General features: G+C 65.4%; 7 protein-coding genes and 4 pseudogenes. 5 read left to right on the top strand and 6 right to left on the bottom strand.

Translation table 11 applies throughout. From position 1 onward, the window contains the following. Positions 1-141 precede the first annotated feature (141 nt). On the top strand, positions 142-678 hold the full coding sequence (locus C7W88_RS02785) for a biliverdin-producing heme oxygenase (RefSeq protein ID WP_118072407.1): 537 nt from the start codon (positions 142-144) through the stop codon (positions 676-678). Beyond that, positions 644-3225, top strand: a pseudogene (locus C7W88_RS02780) (HWE histidine kinase domain-containing protein). The gene C7W88_RS02785 and the pseudogene C7W88_RS02780 overlap by 35 nt, the downstream one beginning before the upstream one ends. A gap of 263 nt (positions 3226-3488) precedes the next feature. Here the strand turns inward: C7W88_RS02780 and C7W88_RS02775 are convergent. The 4 genes and pseudogenes from C7W88_RS02775 to glnE form a co-directional block, all read right to left on the bottom strand. Next, on the bottom strand, positions 3489-4202 hold the full coding sequence (locus tag C7W88_RS02775) for a M23 family metallopeptidase (RefSeq protein ID WP_118072406.1): 714 nt from the start codon (positions 4200-4202) through the stop codon (positions 3489-3491). Positions 4203-4387: 185 nt separating this feature from the next. Then, complete coding sequence (locus tag C7W88_RS02770) at positions 4388-5185, bottom strand: ferritin-like domain-containing protein (RefSeq protein WP_118072405.1); 798 nt, start codon at positions 5183-5185, stop codon at positions 4388-4390. A gap of 15 nt (positions 5186-5200) precedes the next feature. Then, the gene (locus tag C7W88_RS02765) at positions 5201-5674 is read right to left on the bottom strand and encodes a peroxiredoxin (RefSeq protein WP_118072404.1); all 474 of its coding nucleotides are present in this window, start codon (positions 5672-5674) and stop codon (positions 5201-5203) included. Further along, a pseudogene (gene glnE, locus C7W88_RS02760) lies at positions 5674-8344 on the bottom strand (bifunctional [glutamate--ammonia ligase]-adenylyl-L-tyrosine phosphorylase/[glutamate--ammonia-ligase] adenylyltransferase). The gene C7W88_RS02765 and the pseudogene glnE overlap by 1 nt, the downstream one beginning before the upstream one ends. A gap of 108 nt (positions 8345-8452) precedes the next feature. Between glnE and C7W88_RS02755 the strand changes: the two are divergent. After that, positions 8453-9450: pseudogene (locus tag C7W88_RS02755) on the top strand (agmatine deiminase family protein). 115 nt (positions 9451-9565) lie between these two features. Here the strand turns inward: C7W88_RS02755 and wecC are convergent. Both wecC and wecB read right to left on the bottom strand, forming a co-directional pair. After that, complete coding sequence (gene wecC, locus C7W88_RS02750; protein ID WP_118072403.1) at positions 9566-10870, bottom strand: UDP-N-acetyl-D-mannosamine dehydrogenase; 1305 nt, start codon at positions 10868-10870, stop codon at positions 9566-9568. Further along, a complete protein-coding gene (gene wecB, locus C7W88_RS02745; RefSeq protein ID WP_118072402.1) occupies positions 10860-11984 on the bottom strand; it encodes a non-hydrolyzing UDP-N-acetylglucosamine 2-epimerase in 1125 nt (374 codons plus the stop codon). The genes wecC and wecB overlap by 11 nt, the downstream gene beginning before the upstream one ends. 106 nt (positions 11985-12090) lie before the next feature. Here wecB and C7W88_RS02740 point away from each other — a divergent pair, with 106 nt between their 5' ends. Together C7W88_RS02740 and C7W88_RS02735 are read left to right on the top strand one after the other, a co-directional pair. Then, positions 12091-13416: a nucleotide sugar dehydrogenase gene (locus tag C7W88_RS02740; protein WP_240344784.1), complete on the top strand. Its 1326-nt coding sequence runs from the start codon at positions 12091-12093 to the stop codon at positions 13414-13416. Between the two features lie 45 nt (positions 13417-13461). After that, positions 13462-14459: pseudogene (locus C7W88_RS02735) on the top strand (GDP-mannose 4,6-dehydratase). Positions 14460-14519 lie beyond the last annotated feature (60 nt).

Below are 14519 nucleotides of genomic sequence, written 5' to 3'. Positions count from 1 at the left end.
CGGGGATTCGATGCCTTCCGGCGAAAAAGCCATCTGCGGCAGGAACCCATCAGCGCGGTAGCGCGTTGGCAAACGTTAACGCACGTTATGTCTGGTCGGTGGCCGTTGTCGAATTCTGATACCTCTGGCCAGTCGGCCCGCATGCTCCTTCGCGAACGCACCCGGACGGACCACGATCGCGTCGACGCCGCCTTCGCCCGGCTCGACCTTGGCGATCCTGCCGATTACCGCGAATTCCTGCTGGCCCAGGCTTCCGCCTTGCTCCCGCTTGAAGCCGCGCTCACCGCTGCAGGCATCGAGAACATCGTGTGCGACTGGTCGCACCGCCAACGCGCAAGCCGCATCCTTGCCGACCTCGCAGACCTCGGCCTCGGCGCCCCGGGACTGCTCGAGTCGCCCGGGTTTCACTCCACGGCCGAAATGCTCGGCGCGCTCTATGTGGTCGAGGGTTCGCGCCTCGGCGGAGCGATGCTCGCCCGGCGCGTACCCGCGCATCTCCCCCGCCGGTTCCTGTCAGACGCGGATTCGTCACGCTGGCGCTCGCTCGTCGCCCTGATCGACCACGAACTCGTCGCGCCTGCCTGCCAGGCCGCGGCCCTTGCCGCCGCGCGTGCGGCCTTCGCCCTTTTCGAAGCAGCCGCTCGTGTGCAAGCTGGAGTTCGCGTCCTTGAGCACTGACTACGCGGTCGACCTGACCAACTGCGATCGCGAACCGATCCACATCATCGGCACCATCCAGCCCAGCGGCTTCCTGATAGCGTTGACCGCCGATTGGATGATCGCCCGCGCCTCGGCGAACCTTCACGAATTCATCGGCCACGAGCTTGCCGACGTCTACGGACGCTCGCTTGACGAGGTGTTCCTGCCGCAGGCCGTGCACGACCTGCGCAACCGCACCACCATGCTCCGCAATGACGACGCGGTCGAACGCATGTTCGATGTCCCGCTCGTCGCTGGCAGGGGCAACTTCGACGTCGCGGTCCACTACAGCGGCAGCCAGATCGTCATCGAGGCCGAACCCTCGCGCGGGAGTCTTGGCGATGTCACCGGCATGGTCCGCTCGATGTTTGCGCGGCTTGACCAGTGCAAGAACATGACCGCGTTCTACCGCGAAGGCGCGCGCCAGATCCGCGCGCTGATCCAGTTCGATCGCGTCATGGTCTATCGCTTTGCCGCCGACGGATCGGGCGAAGTCGTGGCCGAAGCCTGCCGCCCCGGCATCGGGCAATTCCTCGGCCTGCATTACCCCGCCAGCGACATTCCGGCCCAGGCCCGCCAGCTTTACCTGCGCAACATGCTGCGCGTGATTGGTGACGTCCATGCCACGCCCGTCCCGGTGCTTCCCGCGCTGGACGAGACCGGCGCCCCGCTCGACATGTCGCTCTCGCTGCTGCGCTCGGTCTCGCCGATCCACATCGAATACCTCAAGAACATGGGCGTCGACGCCTCGCTCTCGATCTCGATCATCGTCGATGGCAAGCTGTGGGGCCTGTTCGCCTGCCACCACTATTCGCCCAACAATCCCAACTTCGAACGCCGCGCCGTTGCCGAGCTGTTCGCCCAGATGTTCTGCATGCGCCTTGAAAGCCGCGAGCGGCAGGCAACCATGGAGTTCGAACGCCGCGCCCGCGACATTTCGGACCAGCTGCTGGGGGCCGTTGCCTCGGATGAAAGCCTGCTGCGCGATCCCGACTGGCTGGCCGACATCCTGACGCATGCAATAGCGGCGGATGGCGTTGGCGTCTGGCTTTCGGGCGGTTACGCCTTTTCCGGCCAGTGCCCGCCCACCGAGGACTTCCGCCGCATCATCCGCGCGCTTAACACCACCGCCGCCGGCAAGGTCTACGCAACCGACCATATCGGCTCGCTGATCCCCGATACCTATCGCTTCTCCGACAAGGTCGCCGGCCTGCTTGCCATCCCCATCTCCCGATCGCCACGCGATTACGTCGTGCTGTTCCGGTCGGAGATGGTGCGTTCGGTCCGCTGGGCGGGCGATCCGCACAAGCCGGTGGAGTACGGCCCCAATGGACCGCGTCTCTCCCCCGCGAAAGCTTTGCCGAGTGGAAGGAGCTGGTTCGCGGCAAGTCCGAACCGTTCACTTCATCCGAACTGCGCGTTGCCGAAACGCTGCGCGCCACGCTGATCGAGGTCGTGCTGCGCTTGTCCGACGAGGCCTCCGCCGAACGCCAGCAGGCGAGCGACCGGCAGGAACTGCTGATCGCCGAGCTCAACCACCGCGTGCGCAACATCCTCGGCCTGATCCGCGGCCTCATCCGCCAGTCGCAGGCCAGCGACCCGGCGCTGGCGGGCTTCGTCAAGCTGATCGACGGCCGCATCCACGCATTGGCCCGCGCGCACAACCAGATCACCGAGGACCACTGGGGTCCAGCGCCACTGCAATCCCTCATCGACGCCGAGGCGGCGACCTTCATGGTCGACAGCAAGCGCATCCGCAGCTCGGGTGAGCCGGTTATGCTCAACCCTCTCGCCTATTCGACGATGGCGCTGGTCCTCCACGAACTCGTCACCAATTCGAGCAAGTACGGCAGCCTTTCGGTCCCCGATGGCCATGTTCTCATTGACTGGACCCAGGCTGCCAAGGGCGATCTTCTCGTCACGTGGCGCGAGGTGGGCGGACCGCCGGTGCGCGAACCGCAGCGGCAGGGCTTCGGCACCACGATCATCCAGCGCTCGGTGCCCTATGACCTTGGCGGCGAAGCGGTCGTGCGCTTCCTCGAGTCCGGCTTCGAGGCCGACCTGACGATCCCGAAGCGCCATGTCGCTGAAGCATCAGGCAAGGCGCGCGAGATCCATTTCCCCAAGACCGGTCCCGGCCACATCGAGGAACCGCCGCAGCACCTGCTAGCCGGCCAGCGCGTGCTGCTGGTGGAGGACAGCCTGATCATTGCACTGGACGCCGAGGATATTCTGTCTCGCCTCGGCGCGGATTCAGTGGTCACTGCCGGATCGGTAGATGCCGCGCTCGATCTGATCGATGTGGCCACGCCCACCATTGCCATGCTCGACATCAACCTTGGCATCGGCACCAGCTTTCCGATTGCCGATGTCCTGCACGAACGTGAAGTGCCCTTCATGTTTGCGACGGGCTATGGCGAACAGGCCAAGTTCCCCGATGTCCACCGCGCCCGGCCCGTGGTGCAGAAGCCCTACACCATCGGCAACGTCGCCCGAGCGCTGGCGACCCTGCTGCCCGATTCATGAGGTCGTAGAACCCCCTCCCACGGGCGGGAGGGGCCATCTCCAGACTCCCCTCCCGCAAGCGGGAGGGGTTGGGGGTGGGCATTCGCCGCAAGGCGAAACAAAGACGCGGTGGGCATTCGCCGTCAGGCGAACCAAAAACGGGGTCGTCATTCGCCACACGGCGAACTCTCAGCCCCCAACAGAAAAGGGCGCCGTCACCGGCGCCCTTTTCCGCATCCTCTCCAAGATGCGTCGTGAAGGAACGGGCCTTGTGGCCCTGTCCCTTATTCCTCAGGACCGCCGCGGCCAGCGGTCTTGTCGTTCGCAGCGTAAAGCGCGTCGCCCTTGCCCTGCATGTAGGGCAGCGGGTTCACAGCTTCGCCCGAAACGCGGACTTCATAGTGGAGGTGGGGACCAGTCGAACGGCCGGTCGAACCGACGTAACCGATGATGTCACCCTTGCGGACCTGCTGCCCTTCGGCAACCGCCACGCGCGACATGTGGCCGTAACGGGTTTCCATGCCGCCGCCGTGGTCAAGACCGACGAACAGTCCGTAGCCGCCGAACCATTCAGCCTTTTCCACGACGCCATCAGCGCTGGCGCGGATCGGCGTGCCGGTCGGTGCGGAAAGATCAATGCCCTTGTGGGCGCGGCGGCCGCCGAGCACCGGGTGCTCACGCATGCCGTAGCCGCTCGAAAGGCGGGTCATCGCTACCGGAGCCAGCGACGGGATCGAAACCGAAGCCTTGCGGATGGTGGTGGGCTTCGACGAAGGCAGGATACCATTGTCGAGCTGCTGCCAGCTGGCAAAGAGGCGGCGGAATTCTTCGTCGCCACGATCGGCCGAGACGCCTGCCTTGGCAGCTTCGGCAGCGCGAAGCGGGGCGGCGATGTCTGCGGAAGCGGCGCTGTTTGCGAATGCCGGCGCGGAAGAGAATGCAACAACCGCCGTCAGGGCGCTGAATACAGTCTTGAAGGTGTTGGTGTTGAACAACATTACGACCCGTACGACCTTTTCTTCGGCTCTCCACTCCCGGCATTTTCGCCGTGAAGCAGCAAGCCCTGAAACCCCCAGAGCGAACCCGATTTGCGGCAACAGACAGACGTGCGGCCTGTCGCCCGGGATTTTTCAGAGTTGGTCGGAACCCCCGCCATCTCGTGAATTGGGGTATGCGGGGCAGGTTACAGGCAGGCAACCCCTGCCATCATTTCGCGCGACAAACCGGCTGATCGACGCGCCGAGTCGTTGAACGGTGGCTTAACGGCACCGCGGAAGTGCTGCTGAACCAAGGTTTTCCATAGGTCCACGGGGGATTCGCCCCTCATTTGGCAGACTGCGCCGAAATGTGTTGTGCCAAACCGCACATGGCGAATTTCGTCGTCAACGATTCTTTGCAGGATGCGGGCGGAACGCTCGTCGCCCCCCGCCAGAAACCGCTCGACAGTCGCCGGCGTCACATCCAGCGCGCGCGCTTCCAGCACCATCGGCACCACCGCCAGCCGCGCCGCCACATCATGCGCCGTCTCGCGCGCGGCATCCCACAACCCGTCATGCGCCGGCATCGCTCCGTAGAAGCTGCCCAGCGTGCGCAGGCGACGGGAAATCAGGGCGAAATGCATCGCCTCGTCCGCTGCGACAGACAGCCAGTCATCGACGAACTGCCGCCCCATCTGCGCACCGAAGCGCCCCGCCGCATCCAGCGCCAGGTCGATCGCCACGAACTCGATGTGCGCCAGCGCATGGAGCAGGGCCAACCGCCCATGCGCTGATCCGCGCCCGCGCTTGGGCATGGCATTTGGCGGCAGCAGTTCCGGCCTGTCCGGCCGGGCGGGATAGTCCGGCATCGCCACGTCGAACACCATCGCCAGCTCGCCCGCACGCCAGCGGCGCACCACGTCGCGCGCCGCCATGACCTTGTCACGCGGATCAGGCGTCAGCATCACCGCGCGGATCGCGCGGGCGAGGGTAGGTGCGTTCATTCTCGGTGTCGCCGGTCAGAGCGCCTTGGCCGCAGCCAGCACTTCCTCGGCGTGGCCCTTGACCTTCACCTTGTTCCACACCTGTGCAATCTTGCCATCTGCGCCGACAAGATAGGTCGTGCGCTCCATCCCCATATAGGTTCGCCCGTACATCGACTTCTCGGTCCAGATCCCCAGCGCATCGGAAACTCCGCCTTCCTCGGCATCGCTTGCGAGCGGCGCGACAAGCGCGTGCTTCTCGGCAAACTTGGCGTGCTTCTTCGGCGGGTCCTTGCTCACGCCGAGCACGGCAATGCCAGCCGCCTCGAACTCGCCATGGAGCGCGGAAAAGTCCTTGTTCTCGGTGGTGCAGCCGGGTGTGTCGTCCTTGGGATAGAAGAACACGACCAGTTTCTTTCCGGCGAAATCCGAAGCCTTCACGCTGCCACCATCGGGCGTGGTCATCGCGATGTCGGGGAATGCCTCGCCCGTTCCGATCCGCTCGCTCATCATGCAATCTCCAGTTGACTATCGAACACCTGCGCCCAGCCGCGGCCAACGCAATGCCGTGCGTCCAGCACCGCGTCCAGCAGTGCATCCCAGCTGTCCAGCCCGCACGAGCGCGCGACGATGCCCCGGCTGGCCTCGGGCGGGAACATGCCATCAGGGGCAACCAGCCGCACCACCACCAGCAGCCGCGCCAGCAGGTCGTGCGCCCGGCGCGTACCCTGCGGCAGCAGCCCCAGGTCTTCGAGCGCCTGAACCGCCGCGCCCAGATCGGGCGTCTGCGCCACATGATCGCGCAATTGCAGGAAGTGGACCATGAACTCGATGTCGACCAACCCGCCGCGCGCCAGCTTCACGTCAAGCGGCCCCTTGGCTGGCTTGTGCTCGGCCATGGTCCCGCGCATCTCCAGCACGTCGGCGCGCAGCTTTTTCGGGTCGCGTGGGCGATCCAGCACCCGCGCGATAATCGCCGCCAGTGCTGCCCGGTCCGTTTCCGACCCGAACATCGCCCGCGCCCGGCACAGCGCCATGTGCTCCCAAGTCCAGGCGTCTTCGCACTGATACTTCTCGAAGCTGTCGAGGCTCACCGAGATCGGCCCCTGCGCCCCCGAAGGCCGCAACCGCGTGTCCACCTCGTAAAGCGCACCTGCCGCGGTCGGCACCGAAAGCGCGGCGATCACCCGCTGCGCCAGCCGGTTGTAATAGAGCGTCGCCCCCAGCGGCCTGCGCCCGTCGGATTCGCTCGCGTGATCCCCGCTGAACAGGAACACCAGATCAAGGTCCGAAGCGTGCGTCAGCGCCGCGCCGCCCAATCGCCCAAGCCCGAGAATCGCCAGGTCGCTCTCCGGCACCACACCGTGATTGACGCGAAACTCCTCGATCGCCGCGCGCCCCAGCACCTCGATCGAAGCCTCGGCCACCCGGCTCAGCGCCGCTGCCACCTCCAGCGGATCGCGCTGCCCCTCGACCAGCTGCACCCCCAGCGCAAACCGCATCTCGCCCACGCGCAGCCGCACCGCATCGAGCAAGCGCTGGTAATCATCCCCCGCTTCCCCGCGCGAAAGCTCCGCTGCAATCTCGTCCACGCTGCCCGGCAGATCAAAGGCAGACCGGTCGATCAGGATGTCGAGCAGGTCCGACCGCCGCGCCAGCTCATCCGCCAAAGTCGGCGCATGGGCCAGCACGCGCATGACAACAGCGAGCAATCCGGGCCGCGCTTCCAGCAGGCGGAACACGTTGATCGCACTCGGCAATCCCTCCAGCAGCCGCTCCCACCGGAGCAGCGCCCGCTCCGGGTCCGGCGCCTCGCACAAGGCCCGCAGCAGTTGCGGCCGGATCCGCGCAAACGCCTCGCGCGCCTCGGCCGAGCGCAGGCAGCGATATTGCCCGCCCTCCCATGCCTGCACCCGCTCGGCAAAGCGGTCGACCACCGGGTCCGACTGGTCCGGCACTTCGACCTGCACCGCGCCCGTCGGCGCATACGTCTCGATCAGCGCATCGAACCGCTTACCCACCGTGTCCGAGATCGCCGCCAGTTCCGCCACCAGCGCCGCGCCATCGGCAAGCCCATCGAGCCGTGCCACGCCATCCAGCGCCGCCGCATCATTGGGTAGCGAGTGCGTCTGCTGGTCCGCCACCATCTGCAGCCGGTGCTCCAGCGTCCGCAGCCGGTCATAGCTCTCGCCCATGGCTCGCGCATCCTCGGCCCCGATGATCCCGGCTTCGGCCAGCGCATCGAGGCTCGCCCGCGTGCCCCGCAGCCGCAGCGCCGGATTGCGCCCGCCGTGGATCAGCTGGTGCGTCTGCGCGAAGAACTCCACCTCGCGAATCCCCCGCGCCCGCGCTTGAGGTCATAGCCCGGCCCGATTGCCTGCCCCGCCGAATAGTGATCGCGAATCCGCGTCGTCAGCCGCCCGATCTCGGCAATCGCCCCGAAATCAAGGCTCCGCCGCCACACGAACGGTCGTATCGTATCGAGGAAAGCCTGCCCCCGCGCCACGTCGCCCGAGGCCGCCCGCGCCCGGATATAGGCCGCCCGCTCCCACGCCAGCGCGCTGGATTCATAATGCGTGATCGCCGCCTCGAACGGCAGGGCGAGGGGACTGACCTCCGACGCCGGCCGCAACCGCAAGTCCACCCGGAACACATAGCCCTCGGCCGTCACCGAAGACATGATCTCCATCAGCGACCGCGCCACGCGCTGCGCCGCCTCTGCCGGATCGTCACGCTCGCGGCGCGGCAGGACATCGGGATCGTAAAGCAGGATCGGATCGATGTCCGACGAATAGTTCAGTTCCTGCGCGCCATGCTTGCCCAGCGCAATTGCGCAGAAACCTGTGCTTTCAGCATCAGGAACCCGGCGCCGGATCGCCGCCGCTATCGCCGTGTCGAGCGACCGGTCGGCAAAGTCCGAAAGCTCTCCCACCACCCGCGAAAGCCCGAACGCCCCCGCCAGATCGCCGATCGCCACCACCAGCGCCAGCGCCATCCGCTCCCGCCTGAGCGCCACGGCGGCATCCTCGATGCCGTCCCCGCAACCTTGGCCAAAGCCAGCGCTCCTTCGACATCCCCCGCCGCCAGCAAGGCCTCGACCTCAGGCAAGCGGCCAAGCGCCATCGACAGAAACGGGGAGTGCGCACGCGCGCGGGCAAGGGCGCCTTGGAAATCGGTCATCGTCTCTCCCGCATGCCCCGCTTGACCGCCCCGATCAAGCGCCATGGAAAACGCGCAGCTTCTGCTCTAAGGCGCGGGGCCAATTCCTTGATTCCGGACAAGCCAGCCATGACCACCCCGTTCCGCATGCCCCCCGAATGGCACCCCCAGGACTGGCTGTGGATCGGCTTCCCGCACTTGGCCGAGGAATGGTCGGGCGTGATCGATCAGGCGCAGGAACAGATTGCCGCCTTCGCCAGCGCCGTGGCCGACAGCGGGCAGGAAGTCCGCCTCGTCGTGCGCGATGCCGCCAACGAAATGCGCGCCAAGTCGCTCGTCTCAGCGGCCGTGAAGCTGGAACGCCGCACTTATGGCGACGTCTGGCTGCGCGATACCGGTCCGCTCGTCGTGCTCGATGAAGCCGCCAATCGCAAAGCCCGCCTGTTCGGCTTCAACGGCTGGGGCGAAAAGTACCTGATGCCGGGCGATCAGGAGATCGGTGCCGATCTGGCGGCTTGTGCAGGCCTCGAAGCCTCGAAGGCCGACTGGATTCTTGAAGGCGGCGCGCTCGATGGCGATGGCACCGGCCTCGTCGCCACGACCGAGCAGTGTCTATTGAACCCCAACCGCAACCCGCACTTGACGCGCGAGGATCTCGAACTGCGCCTCGAGCGCGATCTCGGCTACACCCGCGTCCTCTGGCTGGGCGATGGCCTCATCAACGACCACACCGACGGCCACGTCGACAACCTCGCCCGCTTCGTTGGCCCCAACCGCCTCGCGCTCCCCCGCGCCACCGGCCCGGATGATCCCAACGCCACCATCTACGCCGATGCCAAGGCCCGCGCACAGGCAGCAGGCGTGGACGTGGTCGAAGTCCCGTCGCCGGGCCGCGTCGAATGGGGCAACATGATCCAGCCCGCCAGCTACATGAACTTCGTGATCACCACGAACCTCGTGGTCGTGCCGATCTTCGGCTCCCCCATGATGATGAAGGCGTGGCGGCCATCGCCGAACTCTTCCCCACCCGCGCCACGATCGGCCTGATGGGCGATGCGGTGCTGGCAGGCGGCGGCGGCTTCCACTGCGCCAGCCAGCAGATGCCGAAGGCGCAACTGCCGGACTAAGGCACCCGTCACCCTGAACTTGTTTCAGGGTCCATATCTCCCCCCGCACCGCCCAGGATTGGCGAGAGATGGATGCTGAAACAAGTTCAGCATGACGATGTGATCAGTCGCAAGCTCAACTCGCCAACCGCAACCCAGCCGCCGCCACATCAACCCCCGGCTGATCCGGCCAGATCCCGCGCGTGTCGTACACAACCTTGCCCGAACGCTCGGCCAGCGGCACCACCTTGAACACGTCGTGGTCCACCAGCACGATCAGCACGCCGCACTCTTCCAGCGCCGTGTCGAGGTCGATCTGCACCGCGCCGGTCCCTTCGAACTCGCGCGGCAACGCACCCGCATAGGGCTCCACCACATTGATCCGCGAACCGAACTTGCGCGCCAGGCTCGCCGCGACATAGCGCGCCGGGCTCTCGCGGAAATCGTCGATGTTGGCCTTGAACGCCAGGCCGAGGCACGCAACCTTCACCCCCGGATGCGCCTCGACCAGTTCCGCCGCCTTCGCCACGACATGGTGCATCTTGCCATCGTTCACATTGCGCGCCGTGCGGATCAGCGGCGTCTCGTCAGGAGCGCCCGCCACGATGAACCACGGGTCCACCGCGATGCAGTGCCCGCCCACGCCTGGTCCGGGCTGGAGAATGTTCACGCGCGGGTGACGGTTGGCAAGGCGGATCACTTCCCACACGTCCAGCCCCATCCGGTCCGCCACCATCGACAGCTCGTTGGCAAAGGCGATGTTCACGTCGCGATAGGCGTTCTCGACCAGCTTGGTCATTTCGGCTGAGCGCGCATCGGTCGTCACGCAGGTGCCGCGCACGAAGCGCTTGTAGAACGCCAGCGCCTTGCGCGCGCAACGCGGGGTGATGCCGCCGATCGAGCGGTCGTTGTTGGTCAGCTCTTCCAGAATGCGCCCCGGCAGCACGCGCTCGGGGCAATAGGCGATGGAAACGTCGGGCGTCTCCTTAGTCTTGCCCGGAAATTTGAGATCAGGCCGCAGTCCCGCCATCAGATCGCGCATCTGCTCGGTCGTGCCGACGGGCGAGGTCGATTCGAGGATCACCGTGTCCCCGGCCTTGAGCACTGCCGCCACCTGCGTCGCCGCCGCCAGCACATAGGAAATGTCAGGCGTATGGTGCCCGTCCTTGGCAAAAGGCGTCGGCACGGCGATCACGAAGACGTCAGAGGCCGCAATTTCGGTCGAAGCCCGCAGCAATCCGCGCTGCACCACGCCATGAACCAGGCCATCGAGGTCCACTTCCTCGATATGGATCTCGCCGCGATTGATCGTGTCGACCACGTGCTGCGACACGTCGAGGCCGAGCACCTTGCAGCCAGCGCGCGCTATGATGGCAGCGGTTGGAAGTCCGATATAGCCGAGGCCGACAACACAGACGTCCGGCTTCACATCACCCATCATTCGCCAGCAACTCCACGATACGGCGCGCCGATTGCCCATCCCCGAACGGGTTGTGCGCGCGCGCCATGGCCGAATAGGCAGTGTTATCGTCGAGCAGGGTGAAGATTTCGGTAACGATGGTGTCTACATCGGTGCCGACCAGCTTTGCGGTCCCCGCCGTCACGCCCTCGGGCCGCTCGGTCGTCTCGCGCATCACCAGCACCGGCTTGCCCAGCGCAGGGGCCTCTTCCTGCACGCCGCCCGAATCGGTCAGCATGATCTCCGCCACCGACAGCAGCCGGGCGAAGTGCGGATAGTCCAGCGGCTCGATCATGGCGACGTTGGGCAGGCCATTGAGTGCCGCATCCATAACCTTGCGCACATTGGGGTTGGGATGGACGGGGAAGACCACGGCCACATCCTCGCGCGCAGCGATCCGCCGCACCGCCTCGGCAATGTTTTCAAGACCGCCGCCGAAGTTCTCGCGGCGATGGCTGGTCACGCCGATCACGCGTTTGCCTGCAAACCGCGCCTCGATATCAGCCAGCCCGGACGCGAGCGCAGGTTCTGCCTCGATCTTCGCGGTCACCCACTGCAGCGCATCGATCACGGTATTGCCGGTAATATGGACGGCCTGAGGATCAATATTCTCCGCCCGCAGCGCCGCCGCTGAAACATCGGTCGGCGCAAAGTGCAGCCTGGCAATCGTGCCGATGATCTTGCGGTTCACCTCCTCGGGCCAGGGGTGATAGATATTGTGGCTGCGCAGGCCTGCCTCGACATGCGCCACCCGCAGCTTGCGGTAATAGGCAGCCAGCGCGCCCGCCATCGCGGTTGCCGTATCGCCCTGAACCACCACCCAGTCGGGCGAGACCTGATCCATCACCTTGCCAAGTTCCGTCAGCAGCGCGGCGGTCAATCCGTCGAGCGTCTGATCCGGCTTCATCAGGTCAAGGTCGAAATCCGGCACGATCCCGGCAATCTCCAGCACCTGATCCAGCATCCCGCGATGCTGCGCTGAAACGCAGGTCACCACCCGCGTGCGCGGATCGGCCTGCAGGGCGTGAACCACAGGAAACATCTTGATCGCTTCGGGGCGGGTGCCAAACACCACAAGGATGGTCTTTTCCGTCATGCCCGCTCCAATATCGGCTGAGTGTTAACCGTGAAATAAGAGCCTCGATTTAAGCAGGGCGGCAATCCGGCGCGTGATGCGTCAACCATGAAAGGCCGCACAGCCTGTGACCGTACAGTTCCCGACAATTGCTCCTGCCCCAGTTCGCGGTCTCGATCCGCTGGTTTCGTCAACCACCCGTGTCACCGTGCTCGGCCTCGGCTACGTCGGCCTTCCGCTTGCCGTGGCGCTGGCCAAGAAGTTCTTCGTCACCGGATTCGATATCGACGTTCAGCGCATTTCGGAACTCTCCGAAGGACATGATCGCACGCGCGAGATCGAACCTGCGCTGCTCTCGATGTCGAGCCTTGGCCTCACCTGCGATGCCGGGGTCTGCCCGCCAAGCGATTTCTACATCGTCACTGTGCCGACGCCCATCGATGCGCAGAACCGCCCCGACCTGCGCCTCGTCGAATCCGCCTCGCGCACCGTGGGCAAGATGCTGCCCGCCGCCGTGAAGGAAGGCCGCGCGCCTGTCGTCGTGTTCGAAAGCACTGTCTATCCCGGCGTCACCGAAGACATCTGCGGCCCGATTCTCGAGGAAGTGTCCGGCCTCAAGTGCGGGGTGGATTTCTTCCTCGGCTACAGTCCCGAACGCATCAACCCCGGTGACCGTGAACATACCATCGAACGCATCACCAAGGTCGTTTCGGGGCAGACGCCCGAAGTCCTCGATCGCGTTGCCGATCTCTATGGCGCGATCACTTCGGGCGGCGTGTTCCGCGCCGCCTCGATCAAGGCTGCCGAAGCCGCCAAGGTCATCGAGAACGCCCAGCGCGATATCAACATCGCCTTCATGAACGAGATCACTCAGATCTTCTCGAAGATGGACCTCTCGGTGTGGGATGTGCTCGCCGCCGCCGGCACCAAGTGGAACTTCCTGCCCTTCACCCCCGGCCTTGTCGGCGGGCACTGCATCGGCGTCGATCCCTATTACCTCTCGGCCCGCGCCGAGGCTCTTGGCCACGATCCGCAAGTGATTCTGGCCGGACGCGGCGTGAACGATGGCATGGCGCAGTGGGTTGCGCGCGAACTTCACGCCAAGCGCGGCGGCAAGCCCGGCTCGGTTCTCGTCCTCGGCCTCACGTTCAAGGAAAACGTGCCCGACCTGCGCAATTCCAAGGTGGCAGACGTCGTCGCCGAACTCGAAGCGCTCGGCCACAAGGTCGCCGTCCACGATCCCCATGCCGACAATGCCGAGGCCATGCTCGAATACGGCATCGAACTGGCAGGCGATGCCTTCGAACAGACCTTCGACCTCGTCTTCCTCGCCGTGCCGCACAAGCACTACCTCGCCGCCGGGGCGGACCGCATCGCCGCGCTGCTCGCGCCGGGCGGCACGCTGGCCGATCTCAAGGGCGTGCTTGGCGAACGGGCCGACTGGAAACTCTGACCGCCGCCCTCTAGGCTGACGGCAAGACAACATACTGGAATTTCAATGCGCGTCCTGGTTACCGGAGCCGCCGGCTTCATCGGCTACTCGCTCATCACCCGCCTGCTCGCCCGCGGGGACGAGGTCGTCGGCGTCGACGTGGTCAACGACTACTACGATGTCAGCCTCAAGGAAGCCCGCCTTGCGCGGCTGGTGGAGCAGGGCGGATCAAGGTTTTCGTTCTGCCGCAATGACTTCGCCGATTATGCGGGCCTCACCGCCGCGCTGGAAGGCAAGCAGTTCGAACGCGTTGTCCACCTGGGGCGCAGGCCGGGGTGCGCTATTCGATCGAGAACCCGCACGCCTATGTGCAGGCCAACCTCGTCGGCCACCTCAACCTGCTCGAAGTCGCTCGCCACCGTGGGGCAGAGCACATGGTCTACGCCAGCTCGTCATCGGTTTATGGTGGAAATACAAAGCTTCCCTTCTCGGTAGACGACCGGGTAGACCACCCGCTTTCGCTTTACGCCGCCACCAAGAAGGCGGACGAACTGATGAGCGAGACTTACGCACACCTCTATCGCCTGCCGCTGACCGGCCTGCGCTTCTTCACCGTCTATGGCCCTTGGGGCCGCCCGGACATGATGATGTGGCTGTTTACCAAGGCAATTCTGGCGGGTGAGCCGATCAACGTCTTCAACCACGGCGACATGTATCGCGATTTCACTTACGTCGACGACATCGTCAGCGGCGTCATCGCCTGCCTCGACAACCCGCCGCCCGACGACGGCGCGGTCAAGGCCGGGGGCAGCGAAAAGCCCCACCGTCTCTACAACATCGGCAACCACAAGTCCGAGCACCTGATGAAGGTCATCACGATTCTGGAGGAGCAGCTCGGGCGAAAGGCCGAGATGAATCTCATGCCGATGCAGCCTGGCGACGTCCGCCAGTCCTTCGCAGATATCGACGCGATTTCGGGCGACCTCGGCTACCGTCCAACGACGAGCATCGAGGTCGGAGTGCCCAACTTCGTGCGCTGGTACAAGGACTACCACGGGTTGTGATTTTGCCCCCACTTCGCTCGCGAGAGTTGCGGGGGAGTTAGGGGGAGTTGGGGTGAGTTG

Source organism: Novosphingobium sp. THN1, from assembly GCF_003454795.1.
In the GTDB taxonomy this organism is placed as follows: Bacteria; Pseudomonadota; Alphaproteobacteria; order Sphingomonadales; family Sphingomonadaceae; genus Novosphingobium.
The sequence above is the reverse complement of the archived record's forward strand: the minus strand, read 5'-3'. Positions and strand labels throughout refer to the sequence as shown.